The following is a 23,564-nucleotide window of genomic DNA, read 5'->3' on the forward strand; positions in this document are numbered from 1 at the left end:
AATGACGGTCCGCGCCTGTCAGCCCGCGATTCCCGCCTGGTCCAAAGCCGCCCGGATGTCGTCGCCGCTCAAGGCCCGGATCACCGGCCCCGAGGTCCAGATCAGCATCGGGCGAATCGTCCGGTCCGGATAGATCTGGCCCAGCAGCTTCGCGTAGAGCGCGATCTGGCCGGCTTCGGCGGGGGGCAGGGGCTCGTCCTCGGCCGGGGGGCGCCCGGTCTTGAAGTCGGCGATCCGGATCGTGTCGGCGGAGACGGCGAGGCGATCGACGCGGCCCTGCACCACCCGCTCGGACCCGCCGGCCCGGACGCGGCCCGTAAGGTTCACCTCGGCGCGGGCGTCGGGGGCGAACAGGGGGGCGAGATCGGGATCGTCGATCAGGCGCAGGACCGAGCGGACGATGCCGTAGGTTGCCGGGCGCGGCAGGCCGGGGGCCCGGGCCCGCACGAAGGCGAGGCCGGCCGATTCCCGGCGCTCCGTCTCGATCCGGGGCAGGTGCTGCAACAGGGAATGGATTAGGATGCCCCGGCGGCGCGCCTGGGCATCCGCCAGGCGGGGCGGCGGCACCCGCGAGCCGTCGGCCGCATGGAGGGCACCGGACGGGTTCAGGACCGGGATCTCCGGCTCCGGCGGGACGGGGCTGCGCAGCCAGTCCGGCTCGGCCATGCGGGCCGCTGCCGCCGCGGCCGGAATCTCCGGCGGGCGCAGCGTCTCGGTGCCGTCCCGCCACAGGGTCGCGGGACCGTAGGGCAGCTCCAGAGCCTGGCCCGCGCCGAGGGCGGCTTCCAGGCCGGCCCGGACCATCCGGCACCAGGCCGCCTCGCTCTCGCGCTCGTGGCCCCGGAACGGTGCCACGATGAGCCGGTCGGCCGCCCGGGTCATCGCGACGTAGAGCAGGCGGTTGTGCTCCTGCCGAGCCCGGGCGAGCAGGGCCGCGCGGGCCTCGCCGGTGGCCGCGCAATCCTGCGTCTTCCCGCTCGACCAGACCGGCGGCAGAGCCGTGCCGGTGCCCGCCAGCGGCAGGAGCGGCGGGTCGTTGCGCCCCAGCGGCTCGCAGCCATCGAGGACCACGACCACCGGCGCCTCGAGGCCCTTGGCCCCGTGGACGGTCATCACCCGCACCTCGTCGCGGCCCGATTCCATGTCGCGCTTGACCGTGTGGCCGGCCTCGGTGCCGACATAGCGGGCCAGGAAGCCGCCGAGCGAGGGCGCGTCCTCGCCGGTCTCGGCCTGGGCGGCGGCGGCCAGGAACACGTCGATGGCGTCCCCCGCCTCGCCTCCCAGCCGGGCGACCAGCTTCGCGCGCCCGCCCTGCGGCCCGAGGAGCCGTGCGTAGAAGCCGAACGGGCCGTGGAGCCCCGCGAGCGCGATCCAGTCCGAGAGCGCGGAGAGGCCGCGGATCGCCGCCGGATCCCCGGCCGCGGCGTGGCGGTGCAGGGCATCCTCCAGGGTCTCCGACAGGTCGCGGCGGGCGGCCAGCCGCACCAGATCCTCGTCCGTGAGCCCGACCAGCGGCGTCTTGAGCGCGGTGGCGAGGGTCAAATCGTCCGCCGGCAGCAGCCCGGCCCGCCCGGCGGCGACGAGGTCGGCCACCGCGATATGGGCGGAGACTTCCAGCCGGTCCTGGCCTGCGACCGGCACGCCGAGATTCTTCAGGGCGCGGATCACCTCCTCGAAGGCCGGCCCGCGCTTGCGCACCAGGATCAGCACGTCGCCCGGGCGCCAGACCCGGCCGGTGGCGTCGCCCTGGCTCGTCCAGGTCCGCACCGCCTGCGCGACCCGTCGGGCCGTGACGATCGCCGGGGCGCTGGTCTCGGGGGCGTCCACCGGCGCCGTCCAGGCATCGGGCTCCGGTGTCGGCTCGGGCTCGGCGATCGGCCACAGCTCCACCGCCCCGGGGGCGCCGGGCCGGGCGCTGGCATGGACCGTCCGCCGCGCGGAATCCTCGAAGGACAGGCCCTCGTTATGCGCGTCGAGGGCGAAGACCGCATCGACCGCCTGGAGGACCAGGCCGGTGGAGCGGAACGACAGGGTCAGCGGCACGTCCTCGAAGGTGAGGCCGGCCGCGCGCGATTCCTGGATCCAGGCCGCCCGGGTGAGGGCGAATTCCCGGGGCTCGGCGCCCTGGAAGCCGTAGATCGACTGCTTCGGGTCGCCCACCGCGAAGCGGGTCCGGGTCCCGGACCGGGCGCCCTCGCCGGCGGCGAATTCCTGGGTGATCGCCCGCAGGATCTCCCACTGCTCCGGGTTGGTATCCTGCGCCTCGTCGACCAGCACATGGTCGATGCCGCGGTCGAGCTTGTACAGCACCCAGCCGGCCCCGACCCGAGCCAGCAGGTCGAGCGCCTTGTGGATCAGGTCGTCGAAATCCAGCGCCCCGAGCCGCGCCTTCTGAGCCTCGACCCGGCGGTGGATCTCGGCGGCGAGCTGGAACAGCGCCTGCGTCCGGGCATGGGCCCGGGCAGCGCGCAGGCGATCGAACAGCGGCGCCAGCCGGTCGCGTTCGGCGATCAGGCATTCCTTCACCGCCGCCGGGACGCTCTTGGTGCCGAGGCTGCTGTCGGCCTTGGGCTCGTCCTTCTGGGTGAAGAACACCCCACGGTAGAGATCGAGCGCCTCGGACCGGTCCGGCAGACCCTCCGACTGCGCCCGCTCGGCCTCGGCCGCCACCAGAGCCTCGGCGAGCTTCTCGTCGTTGGCCTTGCCGGTGCGCAAAGCCTCGATCAACGCCGCTCGATCCTCGGGGCGGCAGCCCGGGCCGCCCTCCAGGATCGCCGCCTCGATCGCCTCCGCGTTCTCTTCGGCGGCAAGCCCCAAAGCCCCGTGCAAGTCTTCGAAGGACCGGTCCATCCGGGCCCGGTCGCCGATCAGACTCCGCGCGCGCAACGCGGAGCGGATCGCCGCCCGCAGGGTGTCGCCGGTGGCCTCCGGGGTGACCCGCGCCAGGGCGGCGCTGAGCGGCGTGTCGCCGTTCGAGACCGCGTCGGCCAGCACGTTGGACATCTCGATGTCGAAGATCTCCCTGGCCTTGGTCTCGTCCAGCACCACGAAGCGGGCGGGCACATTCGCCTCGAACGGGAACATGTGCAGGAGACGCTCGCACAGGGCGTGCAGAGTCTCGATCTTGAGGCCCCCCGGCGTCTCCACAGCCCGGGCGAACAGGCGCCGGGCCATGCGCAGCCGCTCCCCGTCGGCCCGCTCCCCGGTCAGCGCCTCCAGCTCGGCGGCGAGCGCGGAATCGTCCAGCGTCACCCAGCGGCCGAGGAGGCGGAACACCCGGATCGCCATGTTGGCGGCCGCCGCCTTGGTGAAGGTCAGGCACAGGATCCGGCCCGGGGGCGCGCCGTCGAGGAGCAGCCGCACCACCCGGTCGGTGAGCACCTTGGTCTTGCCGGCCCCGGCATTGGCCGAGACCCAGGCCGAAGCCCGCGGATCGGCCGCCCGGCGCTGGTTGGCCTGGGTCAGATCGTCGACGACGAAGGGTCTGGGCGCGTGTACGCTGCTCAACGGTCTCGTCCGGATTGGGCTGGCCGACCTCTCTACAACAGAAATGCACCGGCGGGCCGAGCAAGGCGTCACACTGCGCCGAGCGGGATTGCCCCGGGCGCAGTCGCGCCGCATGGATGCGTCAGACATCCTCACGCCACCGAAAACGCCCGTGACCCAGCCGACATCCGAGCCGGCGCGCCCGCCGATCCGCTTCCGCGGCCGCTCCTTCATGGCCACCGTGCTGGCCCCGATACCGCCCGTGGCCGAGTGGTTCGGCGACCTCGACGCCCTGAACCGGCGCGCACCTAACTTCTTCGCCGGCCGGCCGGTGATCCTCGACCTCGCCGGGCTGAAGCTCACCCGGGAGGATCTCGACGGCCTGCTCGCGGAACTCGCAGCCCGCAGGATCGCGATCCTGGGCATCGAGGGCGCGCCGCCGTCGATCCTCACCCCCGAGCTGCCGCCGGCCCTGTCGGGCGGTCGCCCGGCCGGCGAGGTCGCCACACCGGGCGAGGAGACGCCGCCCGAGCCGGCGCTCAAGGAGAACGCCGCGCGCTCGCTGATCCTCGACGCGCCGGTGCGTTCCGGCCAGACCGTGCTGCATCTCGAGGGCGACGTGACCGTGCTCGGCGCTGTCGCCTCGGGCGCCGAGGTGATCGCCGGCGGCTCGATCCACGTCTACGGCGCCCTGCGCGGCCGTGCGGTGGCGGGCGCCGCCGGCAACCCGGGGGCGCGGATCTGGTGCCGCCGCTTCGAGCCGGAACTGGTGGCGATCGACGGCCTCTACCGCGCCGCCGACGACCTCGACCCGGCCTTCCGCGGCCAGGCCGTCGAGGTTCGGCTGGTGGAGGATGCGATCAAGCTGGGATTGTTCGAACGGGGGTGAGGAAAACAGACGGTACGGACTCGTGTTCGCCGCTGAGCCAACGCCACGCGTGGACGCAGGGGCAGAGCCTGACGGGCGGAAAACCGGCCCGGGATATTGATGAATACGCGAAGCTGCGCCGGGATCGCATTGGCGCCCAACCGCGGTAAGCGGCGCGCGCGGTGATGTTCAGCGTGCCGCGAATATCGCGCACTACAGATGCCCCGCGCAGGTCCGAGCAATCGCGTCGCATCGGCAAATGCGATCTGCGCTAAGAGCTTAGCCAGGATCGACCCTGCGCGGTCGCGAGGTACTATCGGACTGCGTCAGCCGGAAACCAGGCGGTGGTCGGGCCCCCTCTGACCACGGGCCGCACCGACCCCTCGGTCCATCGATCCCAGGATCCCGGCAGAATTTGCCGACCGGATCCAAAACTTAACCCTTCGGTAACCATGCCCGCCGTCAATGGTCCGGTAAGGACTCTTAACGGGCCGACATGAGCGAAACCCTCCCCGAGCCGATCGACGACCCGGAGACCGCCCCAGCGGCGGCTCCTGCGCCCCGGCCGCTCAGCCTTCGCGGGCGGGCGTTCAAGGGCCTGGCCCTCACCCCCGAGCCGCCGCTTCCGGAGTGGCTCGCGGGCCTCGACGCGGCGCTCAAGCGCTCGCCGACCCTGCTGAAAGGCCGGGCCGTGATCCTGGACTGCGCCCAGCTCAAGCCCGAGCCGGACGCGCTCGAAACGTTAATGGCCGAGCTCAAGGCCCGCGGCATCGCGGTCCTGGGGATCGAGGGGATCGACGCCGTCGCGTCCGGATTGCCGCCGCTGCTGGTGCAGGGGCGCCCGTCGGACACGGTCGAGATGCCGGCCGCCCCCGCCGAGCCGGAGCCGCAGGTGGTCACGTCGATCACCGTCGAGGGTTCGGTGCGCTCCGGACAGAGCGTGATCAACCCGACCGGCGACGTCACCGTGATGGGCTCTGTCTCCTCCGGCGCCGAGATCCTCGCGGGCGGCTCGATCCACGTCTACGGCGCCCTGCGGGGCCGCGCGATCGCCGGTGCGGCGCGCAACCCGCGAGCACGAATCTACTGCCGCAAATTCGAGCCCGAGTTGCTGGGGATCGACCGCCTCGTGCGGACGGCGGAGGACATGGGCACGGCCCTGCGCGGCAAGGCCGCTCAGGTCTGGCTCGATGGCGGCAACATCCGAATGGCAAGCTTAGACTAGTAAGCTCAGGATCAAGGGAGATCGACGCGTGGCAAAGGTTCTCGTCGTCACATCGGGCAAGGGCGGCGTCGGCAAGACGACGACGACCGCGGCCCTCGGAGCGGCCCTGGCGCAGGGTGGGCAGAGCGTGTGCGTCGTCGACTTCGACGTCGGCTTGCGTAACCTCGACCTCGTCATGGGTGCCGAGCGCCGGGTGGTCTACGACCTCATCAACGTGGTCAACGGCGACGCCAAGCTGCCGCAGGCCCTGATCAAGGACAAGCGGCTCGACACCCTCCACCTGCTGCCGGCCTCGCAGACCCGCGACAAGGACGCGCTCACCGATGCCGGCGTCGCCCGGGTGATGGAAGAGCTGCGCGAGCGGTTCGACTGGGTGGTGTGCGACTCGCCGGCCGGCATCGAGCGCGGCGCCCAGCTCGCCATGCACCACGCCGACGTGGCCGTGGTGGTGACCAACCCCGAGGTCTCCTCGGTGCGCGACTCCGACCGGATCATCGGCCTCCTCGATTCCAAGACCGCCAAGGCGGAGAAGGGCGAGGAGATGGAGAAGCACCTGATCCTCACCCGCTACGACCCAATGCGGGCCGACCGCGGCGACATGCTCAAGACCGAGGACGTGCTCGACATCCTGTCGATCCCGCTGCTGGCGATCATCCCCGAGAGCCAGGAGGTGCTGCGCGCCTCGAACCTCGGCTGCCCGGTCACCCTCAACAACCCCCTCTGCGCCCCGGCGCGGGCCTACGCCGATGCGGCGCGCCGGCTGAAGGGCGAGGACGTGCCGATGAGCATGCCGACCGAGCGGAAGTCCTTCCTCGACAAGCTGTTCATGCGGAGGGCGGCATGAGCATCCTCGGTATCTTCCAAAAGCGCAATTCCGGCGCGGTCGCCCGCGACCGCCTGCAGCTGATCCTCGCCCATGAGCGCGCCGAGTCGGGTCGCCCCGACCTGGTGATCCAGCTCCGCGAGGAGATCCTGGCGGTGATCGCCAACCACGTCTCGGTCGAGCCGGACAAGGTGAAGGTCACCCTGGAGCGCGGCGAGGGCGTCTCGACGCTGGGCCTCGACATCGAGCTTCCACTCGGTGCCTCGGCCAAGCTCGATGCGAAACTGGCGGCCAAGCTCGCCGAGGTCGCGGCGAACAAGGTCGGACGCAAGCCGGCCGCCAAGAAGGCCGCTTGAGCCCGGCCGCACGCGCCACCGCCGACACGAACCTGCGCGAGCCGCGCCCGCTGAGCCGGGTGCGGCTTTGCCTTTTCGTGGGGCCTCGACCGGGAGCGGTGCCGCCCCATCTCGTCCGCACGGCGGCGGCTGACCGTCGACCGCGTCGGGGAGTTGACCGTGCCGAGCGCCACCACGGATGACGGTGTCCGACTGCATTACGAAGCGAGCGGCACCGGCACGCCGCTGATCTTCGTGCACGAATTCGCCGGGGATCACCGCAGCTACGAGGCGCAGCTGCGCCATTTCGGCCGGCGGTACCGCGCGATCGCGTTCAATGCCCGCGGCTACCCGCCCTCGGACGTGCCGGAATCCGTCACGGCCTACTCGCAGGCCCGTGCCGCCGACGACATCCTGGCGATCCTCGACGCCATCGGGGCGCCCCGGGCCCATGTCGCCGGGATCTCGATGGGTGCCTTCGCGACCCTGCATTTTGGGCTGCGTCACCCCGATCGCGCCCTGTCCCTGTGCCTCGGCGGTTGCGGCTACGGCGCAGAGCCGGACCGGCAGGAGATGTTCCGCGCCGAGGCCGAAGCCACGGCGGAGATCCTGCGTCGCGACGGCATGGAGGCCTTCGCCGAGCGTTACGCCTACGGGCCGACGCGGGTGCAGTTCGAGACCAAGGACCCCCGCGGGCACGCCGAGTTCAAGCGCATGCTGGCGGAGCATTCCGCGACCGGCTCGGCCAACACCCAGGCCGGCGTCCAGAAAGGGCGGCCCTCGCTCTACGACCTGCAGGACGCCCTGGCGCAGATCTCCGTGCCGACCCTGATCGTCTCGGGCGACGAGGATTGGCCCTGCCTCGCCCCGAGCCTGATGCTGAAAAGGGTGATTCCGTCGGCCGCCCTCGCGATCCTGCCCAATACGGGCCACGCGCTGAGCGTCGAGGAGCCCGACGCCTACAATCACCTGCTCGATGCGTTCCTGGCGCAGGTCGAGAGCGGACGCTGGCCGATGCGCGACCCGCGGGCGGTCTCGACGACCATCACGGGGATCCGGGGCTGAGCGGATCGCGCGGGATCAGCCGGAACTTGGCGAAACGCTGCGGCTGGGTGGTGACCACCGCGTGCGGCAGGATCGGCTCGCGGTCCTCCAGCACCAGCCGGAAGCGGGCGAGCAGCCGCGCCAACGACAGGACCGTCTCGATCAGCGCGAATTGCGCACCGATGCAGACGCGCGGGCCCGCCCCGAACGGCAGGTAGGAGAAGCGGGCCGGCGGTTTCGCTCCCGGCAGGAAGCGGCTGGGGTCGAAGGCCTCCGGATCGGACCAGAGCGTCCGGTGCCGGTGGAGCACCCACGGGCTCACCATGACGATGTCGCTCTTCTTGACCGGGTGACCCGCGATCGTGTCGGGGCCCAGCGCCCGGCGGACGATCACGAAGGCCGCCGGGTAGAGACGCAGCGTCTCGTCCACCGTCGCGCGGATGAGCGGCAGCCGCCCGTCACTCTGGCAATGGGTCGGGTCGGTGAGGTCGGCCGCTCGCGCCTCGGCGGCGAGCCGCTCCTGCAGTTCGGGGGCAAGCGCCAGCATGTAGGCGGCCCAGAACAGGGTCCCGGCCGTGGTCTCGTGGCCGGCCAGGATCATGGTCGCCACCTGATCGCGCAGCTCCGCGGCACTGAACGGGGCGCCGGTATCCGGGTTGCGGGCGGTGGCGAGCAGGTCGAGCAGGTCTCCGGAATGGCCCGCCTCCCGCGTCGCCGCCTGGCGGGCCGCGATGATCCGGTCGAGGAACGGGATCCAGCGCCGCCGGAAACGCGCCCGGGACCAATCGAGCGGCACCGGCCAGCCCGGCGGGATCACGATGTCGAGGAGATGCGGCCGGCCGATCTTGATGCTGTACTCGGCGATGAAGTCGCGCAGCTCCGGGCCGTACTGATCCATGCCGACCGAGAACATGCTCCGGCCGGCGATCTCCAGGGCCAGCCGGTGGAAGGCCATGAACAGGTCGATCGGACCCGCCGCCGCCTCGGCGACGATCCGCTCCATGCCGTCATCCACGGCGGCGGCGATGTGCGGCACCAGCCCGTCGATCGCCCGGGGCGTGAAGGCCGGCGCCAGGGTCCGGCGCTGGTGGCGCCAGGCCGAGCCCTCGCTGATCAGCAGCCCGTCGCCGAGGATCGGGCGCAGGATCCGCACCGTCCCGCTGGTACGGGCGTAGTTGGCCTGGTTCTCGACCAGGAAATGGCGGATCGCCTCGGGATCGCTCAGCACGTAGCTCGACCGGCCGAGCAGGCCGCGGCGGGTGATCGGTTCCTCGAAGGCGCGCCGGGGGAAGCCCGCCAGACCGTTGTCACGGATCGAGCGCAGATAGGCCGGGAGCGGCAGCTCGTGCTCCGCCAGGGCCGGGTGCGGCGGCACCAGGCGCGGCAGGCCGGCGAGGCTCGGGCTGGTCCGGGCCGAACTCGCGATCGCGTCCGATAATGGGGGCATGTCGGACATCCTGTGCCGGAGACGGCCCGCACTGTAAACCGCCGGGTGACGCAGGTCGCGCGTCGCGGCTGATCGAACGCGTGCCCAACCGGAGCGGTGTCCGGGCCGGCCGCGCGGGGATCACTCGGCTGCGTTGCGCAGGCGGGATTCGTTGGGTCGCAGCGGCAGCCGCGCGGGGAAACGGGCGGCGTCGGCTTCGCTCGACACGCTGGCGACCAGGCTGGCGCGCGGCAGGACCGCCGCGGTCACGTCGAGCAAGGTCTCGACGCCGCGCTCCAGCTGCTCGCTCACCCGGTCCACCACCAGGATCTCCGGGTCGCGCAGCAGCGCCCGGCCCAGGCCGATCCGGACGCGCACCCGATCGGTGAGGAGCTGGCCGCGATTGCCGACCTCCCTGTCGAGGCCGCGTCTCTGGACCGGGCGCTCGAGGTCGAACTGGCGGAACACAGCCCGGGCCTCGCGCTGGATGATCGCCTCGCCGTGCATCCGGGCCGTGTCGATGCGGCCGAACAGGAGGTTGTCGAGCACCGTGCTGCGCGGGTTGATCCGGTTGGGATCGTAGGATTCGATATCGCAGCCGTCATGGCCGTGCATGAACGCCTGCACCACGCCGCGGGCACCGACGATGCGGAGCTTGAGCGGCTGGTCGAGCAGGCCGAAGCGCATCCGCGGCTCGACATAGGCCAGCGCGAGCGCCAGGAACGCGACGCTGTCGGCCTCGTCCAGGCGGCCCTCCGCGGGCAGGCGGGCGAGCCGGCGCAGGTAATCCGGCAGCGCGTCCGGGGTGATCAGCGAGAAGCGCCGGAACAGCGGGTGACCGGGCGGCACGTCCGCGAAGATGTCCTTGAGGTTCTGGGCGATCGCCACGCCCATGCGGTCGAGGTCGTCCAGCAGCTTCACCCGCTCCAGCGCCTCCCGGAACAGCCGCACGCTGGCCAGCCGCCGCGGATCCGTCAGGCTCGGGTCGCGCGGCACCCCGAACATCAGGTTCTCCGCCACGGTCGCCTGCTGGTTGTAGGTCCCGCGGGAGAACGGGATCACCAGGTCGGCGAGCCCGCTCCGGGCGAAATGCTCGCGCAGATGCTCCCGGGCCGCGATCATGCGCTGGCCCGCCGGGGTATCGTGGACCACCGTGCTGAGGGCGCCGAGGCCGAACCGGTACAGGTCGTCGCCGAGATCGAGGCGGAAGAGCAGGTCGAGCAGGCGCTCGTCGAGCTCCCGGGCGTCGCGGACGCCGAACCGGCCGTAGTCGATCCACGGATCGTCGATGCTGTCGGCGGGATTGCCGGTCTTCACCGCCTCGTTGATCCGCGTCTTGCTCAGGTCGATGCCCTTGGTCCGCAGCGGCTTGATCCGCAATCCGTAGAGCAGGTTGTCGCGCACCGTGCCGGGGAACAGGATCGGTTCGAGATCCGCGAAGGCGATGCGGCGGGACCGGGTCGCGCGCGGCAGGGTGGACAGGTCGTGATCGCCGATCCGCACCGTGCCGCTGGGGGGAACGCGCAGGCCGGCCAGGACGCGGGCGAATTCCTGCGCGACCGGCCCGGGGGGAACCAGGGCGAGCTGGCCGGGCAGGTCGGCCTGGATGTCGCCGACCTCGATCGGCAGGCCCCCCTGGGGATCGCGCAGCGCCAGCGCCTCGACCCGCAGCGGGCTGCCGAGCCGCGGCGGCGTCCCCTGGATCTCGCGCTCCGCGGGCTGGAGGCGCTGCGGCCCGAAATGCGCCGCCACGGTCTCGTACTTCACCTCGACGTCGAGGCGCTGCTGGTCCCAGTCGATCAGCTCCTTCAGGGGTGGCGGCAGGTCGCGATAGGCGGCGAGCACCGCCACGAGCTGGCCGATATCGAGCTCGCCCTTGAGCGCGAACACGCCGCCGATGGCGTAGAACAGGAACGGGGTCACCTGCGCGAGCAGGTTGTTGAGATATTTGACCGCGAATTTCCGGCGGTAGATGCGCAGGCGCAGGTCGTAGAGGCTGTAGAGCCGGCCGCCGATCTCGGCCCGCTCCCAGCGGCCGGTGTCGTTGAGCGTCACCGCCGGCAGGCCGTCGAGCACTTCGGCGACCCGGCCGGCCAGGTTGCGCGAGGCGATCTGGCGCTGGCGGCTGAGCAGGATGATCTGGCGCCGCAGCCGCGGGATCACGGTCATCTGCACCGCCACCATCCCGCCGGCCGCGAGGCCCAGCCAGACGTTCTGCATCATGATGAAGGCCAGGGCGGTCGCCGCCTGGGTGCCGAGGAAGACCGGCACCACGATCGCGTCGCCGATGAAGGAGCCGATCGGCTCGACCTCGTCGCGGATGATCGTCGCCGTCTCCGACGACTTCACCTCGCGCTGCGCCTCCGGGGTGAAGCGCAGCATCAGCGAGAACAGCTGGAAGCGCAGCCGGCGCAGCATCCGTTCGCCGAGGATGCCTTTCTGCAGGTTGATCCAGAACTTGAAGGCGCCGTTGATCAGGACGAGTGCCAGGAACAGGGTCGACAGGCCCAGCAGCAGCTCGAACCGGTCGAACTGAAACCCCTCGAACAGCCGCGTGGTCCCACCGCCGAGCGGGGCCGGCCAGTCGATCGTGATCTCGAGGAACGGAGCGGTCGCCTCGCCATGCGCGAACGCCTTGCCGGTGATCGCGTCGTTGACGATGCGCTTCGGCAGATCGAGCGACGCGAAGTAGAATGGCAGCGACGCCAGGACCACCGCGCAGATCTTGAGCTGGTCGGCCTTGGAGTAGCGCCAGATATACGGGAAAAGTCGCGGCTCAAGCTCGCGCATCGCGTCCGTCCGGTGTGCGCCCGTACTGGCGGAGTCGATCCGGGTTTGTCGTGCGCCCGCGCACAGATCCGAGCCGGAACGCCATTGAGGGTCGCAGTTCCATTCAAGAGGCCTGGCGGGGAGCGGGGCTTCGGGGGCGCGTCAACGGACCGGTGCCGCCGGCCGGGCCCGAGGAACCGGGCTCCGGCAGCGCTGCGTCCGTCGGCGCGACTCCGCTTCCCCGATGCGAGACAGCAGCGTCATTCCACCGTCATATAGGGCAACAGGGCCGTGCGGCGGCACCGCCGCGGCTCAGAACTTGCGCCTGCGCAATCCGCGCGGGACGCCGGGTCAGATCGAGCGGGTCAGGCCGCCGTCGACGCGCAGGTTCTGACCGGTGATGTAGGCCGCCCCGTCCGAGGCGAGGAACGCGATCGTGGCGGCGATCTCGTCCGTGCTTCCGTAACGGCCCATCGGGACGCTCTGCCGGCGCTCCTCCGTGGCGGGCAGACTGTCGATCCAGCCGGGCAGCACGTTGTTCATCCGGACATTGTCGGCCGCGTAGGTGTCGGCGAACAGCTTGGTGTACGCGGCGAGCCCCGCCCGGAACACCGCCGAGGTCGGAAACATCGGGCTCGGCTCGAAGGCCCAGGCGGTCGAGATGTTGATGATCGCGCCGGCACGCTGCGCCTGCATGACCGGCGTCACGAGGCGCGCCGGCCGCACCACGTTCAGGAGGTAGGTGTCCAGGCCGGCGTGCCATTGCGCGTCCGTGATGTCGAGCAACGGCGCCCGGGGCCCGTGGCCGGCGCTGTTGACCAGGACGTCGATCCGCTCCCACCGGGCCATCGCCCCGCCGACCAGGCGCTCCAGATCCTCGGTGGATTGGTTCGAGCCGGTGATCCCGAAACCGCCCAGCTCCTGCGCCAGCGCCTCCCCCTTGCCGGACGACGACAGGATCGCGACCGCATAGCCCTCGGCCGCGAGCTTCCGGGCGGCGGCCGCCCCCATGCCGCTGCCGCCTGCCGTGACGAGGGCCACCTTCCTGCTCATAGCGTACGCTCCGTTCTCGCCCGGCACTGCGATCGCCGCCGGGGAGGGGCGGCGAATCGCCACCGCCGGCAGACCGGGTCCGTTTACGGCACCGGAGCCGTCGAACGCAGCGGCTTCTCCTGAAAATATCGCGCCGTGCAGCCGGCCGGCAGGCCGATCGCGGCGTCGCCGGCAGAAAAATCCTGGCACCACGTGTGGTTTAGCCGGGCACGACGCACGCCACGAAAGGCCGGCATGTGCGCGACGGCCTTGCGGGCGGACGCGTGGGCTTATATTGCGACGCAACCACCACGACCGTACCTCACCCGGCGCGGACGGCCGCGCCGCGCGGCCGCCAGGGAGCCGGCACAACCCGTTTCGGGCCGCCATGAATCTGCGCAACATCGCCATCATTGCCCACGTCGACCACGGCAAGACGACGCTCGTCGACAAGCTGCTGGCCCAGTCCGGCACCTTCCGCGAGAATCAGCGGGTCGAGGAGCGGGCGATGGACTCCAACGACCTGGAGAAGGAGCGTGGCATCACGATCCTGGCCAAGGCGACCTCGGTCGTCTGGGAGGACACCCGCGTCAACATCGTCGACACCCCCGGCCACGCCGATTTCGGCGGCGAGGTCGAGCGCATCCTGTCGATGGTCGACGGCGTGATCGTGCTGGTGGATGCCGCCGAGGGGCCGATGCCCCAGACCAAGTTCGTGGTCGGCAAGGCCCTCAAGATCGGCCTGCGCCCCATCGTGGCGATCAACAAGGTCGACCGTCCGGATGCGCGCATCAATGAGGTCGTGAACGAGGTGTTCGACCTGTTCGCTGCTCTCGACGCCACGGACGAGCAGCTCGACTTCCCGATTCTCTACGGGTCGGGCCGCAACGGCTGGATGGCCGACAGCCCGGATGCCGACCCGTCGGTGGGCCTCAAGCCGCTGTTCGAGCTCGTGCTCAAGCACGTGCCGCCGGCCAAGGTCGAGGACGGCCCGTTCCGGATGCTCGGCACCCTGCTCGAGGCCAACCCGTTCCTGGGCCGGATCATCACCGGCCGCATCGCCTCCGGCACCGTCAAGCCGAACCAGCAGATCAAGGTCCTGTCGCGGGACGGCAAGGTGGTCGAGACCGGTCGGGTCTCCAAGATCCTGGCTTTCCGCGGCCTGGAGCGCGCCCCGATCGATGTCGGCGAGGCGGGCGACATCGTCTCCATCGCCGGCCTGATCAAGGGCACGGTGGCGGACACGTTCTGCGATCCGCAGGTGGATACCCCGATCCAGGCCCAGCCGATCGATCCGCCGACCGTGACCATGTCGTTCATCGTCAACGACTCGCCGCTCGCCGGCACCGAGGGTGACAAGGTCACCAGCCGCATGATCCGCGACCGCCTGTTCAAGGAGGGCGAGGGCAACGTCACGCTCAAGATCGAAGAGGCCGCCGACAAGGACTCGTTCTACGTGTCCGGCCGCGGTGAGCTTCAGCTCGCCATCCTGATCGAGACGATGCGGCGCGAGGGTTTCGAGATCGCCGTCTCCCGGCCGCGCGTGGTCTACGAGAAGGACGAAGAGGGTAACCTGCTCGAGCCGATCGAGGAGGTCGTGATCGACGTCGACGAGGAGCATTCCGGCGTCGTCGTGCAGAAGATGTCCGAGCGCAAAGCCGAGATGCTGGAGATGCGGCCGTCGGGCGGCGATCGCCTACGCCTGGTGTTCCACGCCCCGACCCGCGGCCTGATCGGCTACCAGGGCGAGCTGCTGACCGACACCCGCGGCACGGCGATCATGAACCGCCTGTTCAAGGCCTACGAGCCCTTCAAGGGCGAGATCGCCGGACGCCGCAACGGCGTGCTGATCTCGAACGACAAGGGCGAGGCCGTGGCCTACGCCATGTGGAACCTCGAGGATCGCGGCCCGATGATGATCGAGCCCGGCTGGAAGGTCTATCAGGGCATGATCATCGGCGAGCACAACCGCGAGAACGATCTCGAGGTGAACGTGCTCAAGGGTAAGAAGCTGACCAACATCCGCACCACCTCGAAGGACGAGGCCGTGCGCCTGACGCCGCCGATCCGGATGACCCTGGAGCGCTCGCTCGCCTGGATCCAGGACGACGAGCTGGTCGAGGTCACGCCGAAGTCGATCCGGCTGCGCAAGACCGTGCTCGATCCCAACGACCGCAAGCGCGTCGAGCGCTCGTCGAAGGACACTGCCGCCTGAGCTGAAGGGCGCGCGGCGACCGGGCCTTCATGTCCGGTCGCCGGTGGCAATTCCTGTGCTCCCGCGTTGATGCATCTAATCCTGCCGCCGAGCCTCTGGGCTCGGCGGATCTGTTTCGAGAGGGCCGCGTGAAACCCGCGGGTCCGACGCCCGATCCGGCGAAGGTCCGCCTGCCGTCGCGTTCGGCCTCGGCCCTGGCGTCGGCGAGGATCGCGCGGACCGATGGGTCGCCGCCGAAACCGGCGTCAGGGCAGGGGGGCGCACCGACGGGACGAGATTCGGCACGCCTGCGCCGCGGCCGGATGCGCGCCGGATGTGATCGTCCGGGCGGTCCGGCCGCTTCGCATCCCGCTGTCTTGTGTAAAAGACCTCCGGCCGACCTCGAGACGGATGCCTCGCGGTCGCCGGCGCCGGTTAGGATCCTTAGCTGCTGCCCGGATCGGTCTCGTCGTTCTGGCTCTTGCCGCCCTGCGGACCCATCCCGGGCTTGCCGTCGGTCTTCTCGTTCGGGTCCTTCACCGCGTCGGGCGCCACGTTGGCCGGCTTCTTCGGTTTCGGATCTTCACGCTCACTCATTCTTGTTCTCCTGCTCGACACGATAGTGGCCGTCAGCCACCTTTTGGTTGGCAGCCGGGCCCCGTGACGCCGTCTGGTCGGAATGGCCGCCCGAGGAGCCGCCGATGGCGGGCGGTGCGCGTCCGGCCTCGCCGGATTTGCCCCAGCCCTCCTTGGATTCGGTCTTGGCCGCTCCGCCCGCGCCCATATCGGTGATCGCCGCCTGTTCGGCGGTCTGGTGACCACCGCCGGCCGGGTGCTCGCCCGGTGAGCCGACCGTATCGTCCGGCTTGCGGGTGACCGTGCCGGAGTCGCTGGTGATTCTACCCATCACCGCTTCCCGTCATCCTGGCCGACCGCGGCGGTCGCCCGGTCGATCGCTTCGCCCAAATTCGAACCCTTGCCGGACGCGGTGCCGAAATCGCCCTGCAACTTCTTCAGGTTCTCAGGCGGCGTCTCGGCCTCGGTGGCGTCCGTGGCATCCGAGCCTGGCGTGCCGGAGGCGATCCGGGCCGCCTGGGCGTCGCCCGCCGGGTCCCGCTTGAGATCGGTCTGGGTGTTGGCCGCCAAGCCCACGTCGAGGGGCGAATCCTGGCCGAGATCCTGGCCGTTGCGGTCCGCGTTGGCGTTGAAATCCTTCAACGACGGCCGCTTGGTCTGCTCTGCCATGGCGTCTGCCTCTCCTGTGTCGCGCTGTTGCGGGACAACGGGGGCGGGAGACCAGAGTTGCGTCGGGCGTTCCGATCCGGCGCGAGCGGTGCTCGGCCTGCCGCAATCGAGCCCGCTGCGGCGTCAGGGCCCGACGATCCTGGGTGTCATGCCCTGGACGAGCGCCAGAACCGAATCCTCTGCGTGGCCGGGGCTGTCGGCCTTGGCCTGGATGGTCAGGAGGTCGCCGTCGCGCAGGATCACCGCGGTCGAGCCCCCGCCATTCCCGAGCCCGTAGACCGTGATCCATCCGACCGCCGGGCTGACCGGCAGGGATGAGAGGCGGCAATCGGGATTCTGCTTGATGCAGAGCGATTCGAGCTTGGCGAAGGATGTCTCCCCGGATCGCACGCGCTTCTCGGTCCCGTCAGTCAGCCGTCCGAGCTCTATGTCGACCGTGGGCGAACCCTTGCACGGGGAACACGTCATGGTCAGGCTCAGCGGCGTCGCCTGCACCGACGCCTTCGGGTCGATCGCGATCCTGACCTGATCCACGACACCTGTGAGATCGTGGCTCGCGAAGCCCTGAGCCTGCGCCGTCTGGGCAAGCAGGCAACTGATGAGAACGAGAAGCCAGCGCATGCGAGTCAGTCCGTCCGGTGCCGGATCGCGGGTGGAGCGACGGCCCGTGATCCAGATGACCTATGCGCGCGGTTTTTCCAAGGTTCTCATTCGGGAACAGCGCCGCTCCGGACGCATGGCCAAGTCAAAGTGAAAGGATGGTGCCTGCGACCGCGTTAAAGCTTCGGATTTCTTCGGCCATAAAATCGTTGCTGTCGATTTCGGTCACCAAGGGTCTTCCGTCATCTGCGGCATCTGAGGAGTGATGGCGGTTGATTACTGAAACATTCCTGTGGCACGGTATCGTCCCGGCCTCCCGCCAAAGAAAAAGCCGCGCCGGCCCCATGGGGACAGACGCGGCTTGAAACGTCAGCGTCGGCGCGCGGCGCGCCTTCGCCAAACCATGCTAGCCGATACCGTCGAACAGGGCCGACGAGATGTAGCGCTCGGCGAACGAGCAGGCGATCGTGACGATCCGCTTACCCTGGAATTCCGGCCGCTTGGCCAGTTCCAGCGCGGCCGCGACGTTGCCGCCGGTCGAGATGCCGCCCGGAATCCCCTCCAGCCGGGCCAGCGCCCGCGAGGTCTCGAAGGCGGTGTCGTTGGAGACCTTGAGCACGCCGTCGAGGATGTCGGTGTGCAGGTTCTCCGGGATGAAGCCCGCGCCAATGCCCTGGATCTTGTGCGGGCCGGGCTGGCCGCCGGAGATCACCGGGGAATCCACCGGCTCGACCGCGAAGACCTTCAGGTTCGGCAGGCGCGGCTTCAGCACCTCGCCGACGCCGGTCACGGTGCCGCCGGTGCCGACGCCGGCCACGAACGCATCGAGCTGACCGCCGGTATCGGTCCAGATCTCCTCCGCGGTGGTCTTGCGGTGGATCTCGGGATTGGCCGGGTTCGAGAATTGCTGCGGCATCACCGAGCCCGGGATCTCCTTGAGGAGTTCCTCGGCCCTGGCGATGGCGCCCTTCATGCCCTGCGCGCCCGGGGTGAGCGCCAGCTCGGCACCCAGGAAGGCCAGCATCTTGCGCCGCTCCAGGGACATCGTCTCGGGCATCACCAGGATCAGCCGGTAGCCCCGGGCCGCGGCCACGAAGGCCAGCGCAATGCCGGTGTTGCCGGAAGTCGGCTCGACCAGCGTGCCGCCGGGCTGCAGCTTGCCGGCGGCCTCCAGCGCGTCGATCATGTTGACGCCGATGCGGTCCTTCACGCTCGCGATCGGGTTGAAGAATTCGAGCTTCAGCAGGATCTCGGCGTCGACGCCGTGCTCCTTGGGCAGACGGTTGAGGCGCACCAGCGGGGTGTTGCCGATGGTCTCGGTGATCGAGCCGTAGACACGACCGTGGCCGACCTTCGCCGGCGCGTTGAGGGAATCGGCCATCGCGGAACTCCTGCAGGTGTCGGGTCGGATCAATGTCGGGTCCGGCGGGCCCGAGCCAAGGGAAGCGCTGGCGCGCCGCCGGACACGAGGCTGCGATATCGCGTCGCCGAAGCCGGGGCAATCAGGCTAAGTGTCCTGTACGAAAGTTCTTTTTGCCGGCGCTGGGGAATACCCGAAATCGTGGAAGAAGGTCTCTGATGCGCCGGCCTTTTCTGGAATATCGTTCTCCGTATGAACGCTGCCCACCGCGCACGCCCGGGGCGGACGACCAGGATTCTCAGATGACGCGCCATTTGGCCGATGGCCGCGGACCGACTCGCCGCGCCGGTCTGCTCGCGGCCCTGGGCCTCCTCCTCGGCCGGTCGGCCCATGCGGCGGAGCCGACGCGCGTCGTCCTCGCCACCGCGACGCCGGGCGGCGGCTTTCCGGCTTTCGGAGATGTCTTCGCGGCGGCGATCCAGGCGGCGGATCCCGATCTGATCATCGAGGCACGGGCCAGTGGCGGCTCGGCGGAGAATGTCGGGCTGCTGCGTGCCGGCCGGGTCGACCTGGCGTTGGTCCAGGGAGAATACGCCACCCCGGCCCTGGCCGAGCCCGGCGGTCTCACGATCCTCGCTCCGATGTATCCGACGCCCGGCCTGTTCGCCGTGCCGGCGGGGAGCGCGATCCGTACCGTGGACGACTTGCGCGGCCGGACCGTGGTGCTCGGCACGCACAATTCCGGCCTCACGGTGATGGGCCGCAGCGCGCTCCAGGCTTCGGGGCTCGACCCCGAACGCGACATCCGCCCGATCCTGCTCGACCGGGCCGGCGACGGGCCACCGATGGTGCTGGACGGGCGCGCGGACGCACTCTGGGGCGGTGGGCTCGGCTGGCCGGGCTTCCTCGCCCTGGCGCATGCGCCCGGCGGCGCTCGGTTCTTCGGACCGTCGGAGGCCGGCATCGCTCGCCTCGCCCAGCCGGGCGCGACGCTCCGGCGGCTGACGGTCCCGCCCGGAAGTTTTCCCGGCCAGGCCGATGCGATCGAGACGATCGGATCCTGGAGCCTCGTTCTCGTCCGGCCCGGTTTCGCGGCCGACACGGCCTACCGGATCGTCAGGGCGCTAGCCCGGTCAGACATGGCGGCGCGCCACCCGCAGGGCTCGGCGAGCCAGCCGAAGAACCTCTCCGGGATCGTGCCGGCCGCACAGATCCATGACGGCACCCGTCGCTACCTCAGCGAGGTCGGGGTCCCGATCCGCTAGGGCACCCGATCCTAGCGGAACGAGGCGACGCGCCGGTCGCGCTTGCGCTCCGCGGCCGGCTGATAGGCGATCTCGGCGTGGTGCGTGCAGTAGGGCAGGCCGGTGATCGAGCGGGCGCCGCAAAACCGGAATTCCGGCGTGGTCGGATCGCCGAGCGGCCAGCGGCACATGGATTCCCGCAGGTCCATGATCGTGACGCGCTGCGACACCGACAGCGCCACGGGCTCCGGTGCCGCCGGGGCGGGCGTCGGGAAGACCGGCGCGGGGCGATGCGAGAGGATCGCCACCGGCTCGGGCGCCTGGGTCTCGACCACCGCGATGGCGGTCTCGATCTCCACGGCCTTGGCGGCCTGCGGCGCAACCTGAGCTTCCTCGCCGCCCCGGGCACGACCGCCGAGGCCGAGGCGATGCACCTTGCCGATCACCGCATTGCGCGTGACGCCGCCGAGTTGCGCCGCGATCTTGCTCGCGCTCTGCCCGTCTTCCCACAACCGGCGCAGGAGCGCCACGCGATCATCCGTCCAGCTCAGGCCCGCTTCCATAGTCCCCCTCCGCCCCCTGCGGCCCGTGCGCTGTAACTGGGCGACGATCTGCGGTCCGGGTCGGCCAGGAACCTCGGCCGGAAGGCCGTGCGGACCGCACCCTTGCGCGTCACCCATGCGCGTCGGCTGCCGCACCGCGTGCGACACCCTGTCTCGTCAGGCCACGACCGAACCCTAGCGCGGCGCTCGCGACGCTTGCAAGGGCGGCCCCGAGACCGAGACCGGCCCTGTCCACCGGCAATGGCCGCCGCATCGGGGAAGGTGGTTACCGCCGCCTCGGGCTCGGCGGGGCGTGGCGCCGGCGTCACAGGCTGGAGCAATCGCACCGAATGCTCAGCGTGACCGGAACGTGGTCACGGCCAAGCTGCTTTCGTGTGGCAGAAGGGGCGAGCGTTGCTGTTATTTAGGGTGAGGACGATGGGTTACCGTCAGGGGTCGCTGCGGGCGCTGGTCGCGCTCACGCTGGCCGGCCAGGTCGCGGCCTGCGGCAGCGTCCCGCGCACTGCCTACACGGCCGAGCAGGCGGCCTTCGCCAGCGTGCCCGGAATCCCGGGCGCGCGGGTCTATGCCGACGCGTCGGTCGAGACCATCGCCGAGCTCGCCGGAAATCCGCAGCGCCGGTCCGCCGGCTTCAACTACCTGGCACTGTCGGGCGGCGGCGGGGACGGCGCCTACGGGGCCGGCGTGCTTAACGGCTGGACCGCCTCCGGCACCCGTCCGGAATTCACGCTGGTCTCGGGCGTCTCGACCGGCGCGCTGATCGCCCCCTTCGCGTTCCTGGGCCCGGCCTACGATCCCTACCTCACCGAGTTCTACACCAGCGGCGTCGCCGGCGAGCTGGTGACCTCGCCCAACCTCGCCAACATCGTGTTCGGCTCGGGCCTGTTCGGGGACGGGCGGCTGCGCAACCTGATCGGCCGCTACGTCACCCCGGAGCTGCTCACGGCCATCGCGGAGGAGCACGCCAAGGGCCGGCGGCTCATGGTGGTCACGACCAATCTCGATTCGCAGCGCGCCGTGATCTGGAACATGGGCGTGATCGCCTCGAGCGGCGCACCGAACGCGCTGGAGCTGTTCCGCGACGTCCTGGCCGCCTCGGCCAGCATCCCGGCGGTGTTCCCGCCGCAGATGATCGACGTGACGGCCGCCGATTCGCGCTTCCAGGAGATGCATGTCGACGGCTCGGTGGTCACGCCGGTCTTCACGCTCCCGCAGACGCTGCTGCTGCGTGACGGCAGGATCCGCACCGGCGGCAAGGCCAACATCTACGTGGTGATCAACGGCCGTCTCGAGCCGGATTTCGAGGTGACGAAGAACAACACCCTGTCGATCGTCGAGCGCTCGTTCACGACGGCGAGCCGCGCCCGCTCGCGCGCCACGCTGTCGGCGACCTATGCGCTCGCGCGCAACAACGGGATGGGCTTCAACCTCACCTATATCGACGAGAACGGCCCGAAGGTGTCCGCCGCCAAGGGCTTCGATACCGCCTACATGCGGGCCCTGTATCAGGAGGGGCTGGAAAAGGGCCGGACCGGCACCTTCTGGCAGCACACCGTTCCGGCGTCGCCGACGCTCAAGCAGACCGCAAACGCGGTGGCGAACTGACGGCGCGAGAACTCAGCGCCGCGCGCCCTCTCGGGCGCGCGGCGATCGGGACCCTTACTTGCCCAGGATCTTGGTGACCAGACGGCCGATCGGGGTCGCCGTGCTGGCGTTCCGGTCGTCGCGGTCGATGGGGCGGTTCTCGTTGCCGAGAAGCTTGGTGACGATGCGTCCGATCAGGCTCATGGCTCTCTCCGGCATTCGCGCCAAAACGGCGCAGCTTGCCCATTAACGGACGATGCGCGGGCGACGTTCCCCGGCTCCCGGCCTCACACCTGCATCAGGCGAATGTTGTTGGTGTTGCCCATCGTATGGAACGGGATGCCGGCGGTGACGACGATGATGTCGTTCGGCTTGGCGAAGCCTTCCGCCTGCGCGTGCAGGCCGGCCTTGGCGGTCATCTCCTCGTAGGAATCGACATCGTCGGTATGCACGCTGTGCGCGCCCCAGAGCAGGCACAGCCGGCGGGACGTGGCGAGGCTCGGCGTGAGCGCCAGGATCGACGAGGCGGGGCGCTTGCGGGCGACGCGCGCCGCCGTCGTGCCGCTGGTCGTGTAGGTCACGATCGCGGCGGCCCGCACCGCCTCGGCGAGATTCGCGGTGGCGGTCGCCACGGCATGGGGCGGCGTCTCCTCCTCGCCGGGCTCGGAGGCGGCCACGATCGAGTGGTAGAGCTTGTGGCCCTCCACGCTGCGGATGATCCGGTCCATCATCGAGACCGCCTCCACCGGATATTTCCCGGTGGCCGATTCCGCCGAGAGCATCACGGCATCGGCGCCGTCGTAGATGGCCGTGGCGACGTCGGAGGCCTCCGCCCGGGTCGGCGCCGGCGCCTGGACCATCGAGTCGAGCATCTGGGTCGCCACGATCACCGGCTTCACGGCGAGCCGGCAAGCGCGGATCAACTCCTTCTGCCGCCCGGGCACGTCCTCGTGCGGGATCTCGACGCCGAGATCGCCGCGGGCGACCATCACGGCGTCCGAGAGCCGGATGATGTCGTCGATCCGCTCGAGCGCCTGCGGCTTCTCGATCTTCGACATGATGCCGGCGCGGTCGCCGATGATCCCGCGCGCCTCGATCACGTCGGACGGCTTCTGGACGAAGGACAGGGCGACCCAATCGACGCCGAGTTCGAGCCCGAAGGCGAGGTCGGCCCGGTCCTTCTCGGTGAGCGGCGACAGGTCCAGCAGGGTGCCGGGCAGGTTGACGCCCTTGCGGTTCGAGATCGGGCCGCCGGTCACCACCTCGGCGGTGATCGAAGCCCGGTCCGGCCCGACGACGCGCACCCGCACACGCCCGTCGTCGATCAGGAGTTCCTGCCCGGGCACGACCGCGGCGAAGATCTCCGGATGGTGGAGCGGGATGGCCTGCTTGTCGCCTTCGGCTCCCTCGAGCACGAAGCGGATCGTCTCACCGGCCAAGAGATCGAGGCGGCCGCCCTGCAGCGTACCGATCCGGATCTTGGGGCCCTGCAGGTCCTGCAGGATGCCGATCGGGCGGCCGACCTCGCGCTCCAGCGCCCGGATCGCGGCATGGACCTTGGCGTGATCCTCCTGCACCCCGTGGCTAAAATTGAGCCGGAAGGTATCGACCCCGGCGAGGAACAGGGCGTGCAGCCGGTCGGGCGCGGAGCTTGCGGGACCGACCGTGGCGACGATCTTGGCGTGGCGGTGACGGCGCATGCGGGTCTCTGCCTTGAACACGACCTCCGGGAATCGGCCGGGCGATCGGGCCTGCCGACGCTGCTC

The 23,564-nt window shown here is 70.4% G+C and carries 20 protein-coding genes; 8 read left to right on the top strand and 12 right to left on the bottom strand.

What is annotated here, in order from left to right:
• Window positions 1-18 precede the first annotated feature (18 nt).
• A complete protein-coding gene (gene addA / locus WYO_RS08455) occupies window positions 19-3,507 on the bottom strand; it encodes a double-strand break repair helicase AddA (RefSeq protein ID WP_007561221.1) in 3,489 nt (1,162 codons plus the stop codon).
• Window positions 3,508-3,718: 211 nt separating this feature from the next.
• Here addA and minC (WYO_RS08460) point away from each other — a divergent pair, with 211 nt between their 5' ends.
• The 5 genes from minC (WYO_RS08460) to WYO_RS08480 all read left to right on the top strand — a co-directional run bounded on the left by minC (WYO_RS08460) (window position 3,719) and on the right by WYO_RS08480 (window position 7,802).
• On the top strand, window positions 3,719-4,375 hold the full coding sequence (gene minC, locus WYO_RS08460; RefSeq protein ID WP_047170773.1) for a septum site-determining protein MinC: 657 nt from the start codon (window positions 3,719-3,721) through the stop codon (window positions 4,373-4,375).
• Window positions 4,376-4,850: 475 nt separating this feature from the next.
• A complete protein-coding gene (gene minC / locus WYO_RS08465) occupies window positions 4,851-5,579 on the top strand; it encodes a septum site-determining protein MinC (RefSeq protein WP_007561226.1) in 729 nt (242 codons plus the stop codon).
• 28 nt (window positions 5,580-5,607) lie between these two features.
• The gene (gene minD, locus WYO_RS08470; RefSeq protein ID WP_007561227.1) at window positions 5,608-6,423 is read left to right on the top strand and encodes a septum site-determining protein MinD; all 816 of its coding nucleotides are present in this window, start codon (window positions 5,608-5,610) and stop codon (window positions 6,421-6,423) included.
• Entirely contained in the window at window positions 6,420-6,758 is a 339-nt protein-coding gene (gene minE, locus WYO_RS08475; RefSeq protein ID WP_007561229.1) for a cell division topological specificity factor MinE, read from the top strand. The genes minD and minE overlap by 4 nt, the downstream gene beginning before the upstream one ends.
• A 159-nt stretch (window positions 6,759-6,917) precedes the next feature.
• On the top strand, window positions 6,918-7,802 hold the full coding sequence (locus WYO_RS08480; RefSeq protein WP_007561231.1) for an alpha/beta hydrolase: 885 nt from the start codon (window positions 6,918-6,920) through the stop codon (window positions 7,800-7,802).
• Here WYO_RS08480 and WYO_RS08485 read toward each other — a convergent pair.
• From WYO_RS08485 to WYO_RS08495, 3 genes are all read right to left on the bottom strand, one after another.
• Window positions 7,783-9,228, bottom strand: a complete 1,446-nt coding sequence (locus WYO_RS08485) for a cytochrome P450 (RefSeq protein ID WP_007561233.1) — start codon at window positions 9,226-9,228, stop codon at window positions 7,783-7,785. The genes WYO_RS08480 and WYO_RS08485 overlap by 20 nt on opposite strands.
• Before the next feature lie 120 nt (window positions 9,229-9,348).
• Window positions 9,349-11,997 carry an ABC transporter ATP-binding protein gene (locus WYO_RS08490; protein ID WP_007561235.1) on the bottom strand — a complete coding sequence of 883 codons (2,649 nt, stop codon included), beginning with the start codon at window positions 11,995-11,997 and terminating at the stop codon, window positions 9,349-9,351.
• 330 nt (window positions 11,998-12,327) lie between these two features.
• Window positions 12,328-13,029, bottom strand: a complete 702-nt coding sequence (locus WYO_RS08495) for an SDR family oxidoreductase (RefSeq protein ID WP_007561237.1) — start codon at window positions 13,027-13,029, stop codon at window positions 12,328-12,330.
• A 367-nt stretch (window positions 13,030-13,396) separates the two neighbouring features.
• On the opposite strand from WYO_RS08495, the gene typA reads away from it, so the two are divergent.
• The gene (gene typA, locus WYO_RS08500; RefSeq protein ID WP_007561238.1) at window positions 13,397-15,223 is read left to right on the top strand and encodes a translational GTPase TypA; all 1,827 of its coding nucleotides are present in this window, start codon (window positions 13,397-13,399) and stop codon (window positions 15,221-15,223) included.
• Window positions 15,224-15,646: 423 nt separating this feature from the next.
• Here the strand turns inward: typA and WYO_RS31495 are convergent, their stop codons facing one another.
• The 5 genes from WYO_RS31495 to cysK form a co-directional block, all read right to left on the bottom strand.
• Window positions 15,647-15,799: a hypothetical protein gene (locus WYO_RS31495; RefSeq protein WP_007561240.1), complete on the bottom strand. Its 153-nt coding sequence runs from the start codon at window positions 15,797-15,799 to the stop codon at window positions 15,647-15,649.
• Window positions 15,792-16,109: a hypothetical protein gene (locus WYO_RS08505; protein WP_007561242.1), complete on the bottom strand. Its 318-nt coding sequence runs from the start codon at window positions 16,107-16,109 to the stop codon at window positions 15,792-15,794. The genes WYO_RS31495 and WYO_RS08505 overlap by 8 nt, the downstream gene beginning before the upstream one ends.
• Window positions 16,109-16,447, bottom strand: coding sequence for a hypothetical protein (locus WYO_RS08510; protein ID WP_007561244.1), 339 nt, complete (start codon window positions 16,445-16,447; stop codon window positions 16,109-16,111). The genes WYO_RS08505 and WYO_RS08510 overlap by 1 nt, the downstream gene beginning before the upstream one ends.
• A gap of 123 nt (window positions 16,448-16,570) precedes the next feature.
• Complete coding sequence (locus WYO_RS08515) at window positions 16,571-17,068, bottom strand: hypothetical protein (protein ID WP_007561246.1); 498 nt, start codon at window positions 17,066-17,068, stop codon at window positions 16,571-16,573.
• A 385-nt stretch (window positions 17,069-17,453) separates the two neighbouring features.
• Window positions 17,454-18,428, bottom strand: coding sequence for a cysteine synthase A (gene cysK / locus WYO_RS08520; RefSeq protein WP_007561248.1), 975 nt, complete (start codon window positions 18,426-18,428; stop codon window positions 17,454-17,456).
• Between the two features lie 281 nt (window positions 18,429-18,709).
• On the opposite strand from cysK, the gene WYO_RS08525 reads away from it, so the two are divergent.
• On the top strand, window positions 18,710-19,672 hold the full coding sequence (locus tag WYO_RS08525) for a TAXI family TRAP transporter solute-binding subunit (protein ID WP_007561250.1): 963 nt from the start codon (window positions 18,710-18,712) through the stop codon (window positions 19,670-19,672).
• An 11-nt stretch (window positions 19,673-19,683) separates the two neighbouring features.
• Here WYO_RS08525 and WYO_RS08530 read toward each other — a convergent pair whose 3' ends face one another.
• Window positions 19,684-20,214: a GcrA family cell cycle regulator gene (locus WYO_RS08530; RefSeq protein WP_007561252.1), complete on the bottom strand. Its 531-nt coding sequence runs from the start codon at window positions 20,212-20,214 to the stop codon at window positions 19,684-19,686.
• Between the two features lie 417 nt (window positions 20,215-20,631).
• Here WYO_RS08530 and WYO_RS08535 point away from each other — a divergent pair, with 417 nt between their 5' ends.
• Window positions 20,632-21,819, top strand: a complete 1,188-nt coding sequence (locus tag WYO_RS08535; protein WP_007561254.1) for a patatin-like phospholipase family protein — start codon at window positions 20,632-20,634, stop codon at window positions 21,817-21,819.
• 54 nt (window positions 21,820-21,873) lie between these two features.
• On the opposite strand, the gene WYO_RS08540 is transcribed toward WYO_RS08535, so the two are convergent.
• Entirely contained in the window at window positions 21,874-22,002 is a 129-nt protein-coding gene (locus WYO_RS08540; RefSeq protein ID WP_007561257.1) for a hypothetical protein, read from the bottom strand.
• Window positions 22,003-22,085: 83 nt separating this feature from the next.
• Window positions 22,086-23,498 (bottom strand): pyruvate kinase, encoded by a 1,413-nt coding sequence (gene pyk / locus WYO_RS08545; RefSeq protein WP_007561259.1) that lies wholly within the window; start codon window positions 23,496-23,498, stop codon window positions 22,086-22,088.
• Between the last annotated feature and the right edge of the window lie 66 nt (window positions 23,499-23,564).

Origin of the sequence: Methylobacterium sp. GXF4 (assembly GCF_000272495.1) — a bacterium.
GTDB lineage: Bacteria > Pseudomonadota > Alphaproteobacteria > Rhizobiales > Beijerinckiaceae > Methylobacterium > Methylobacterium brachiatum.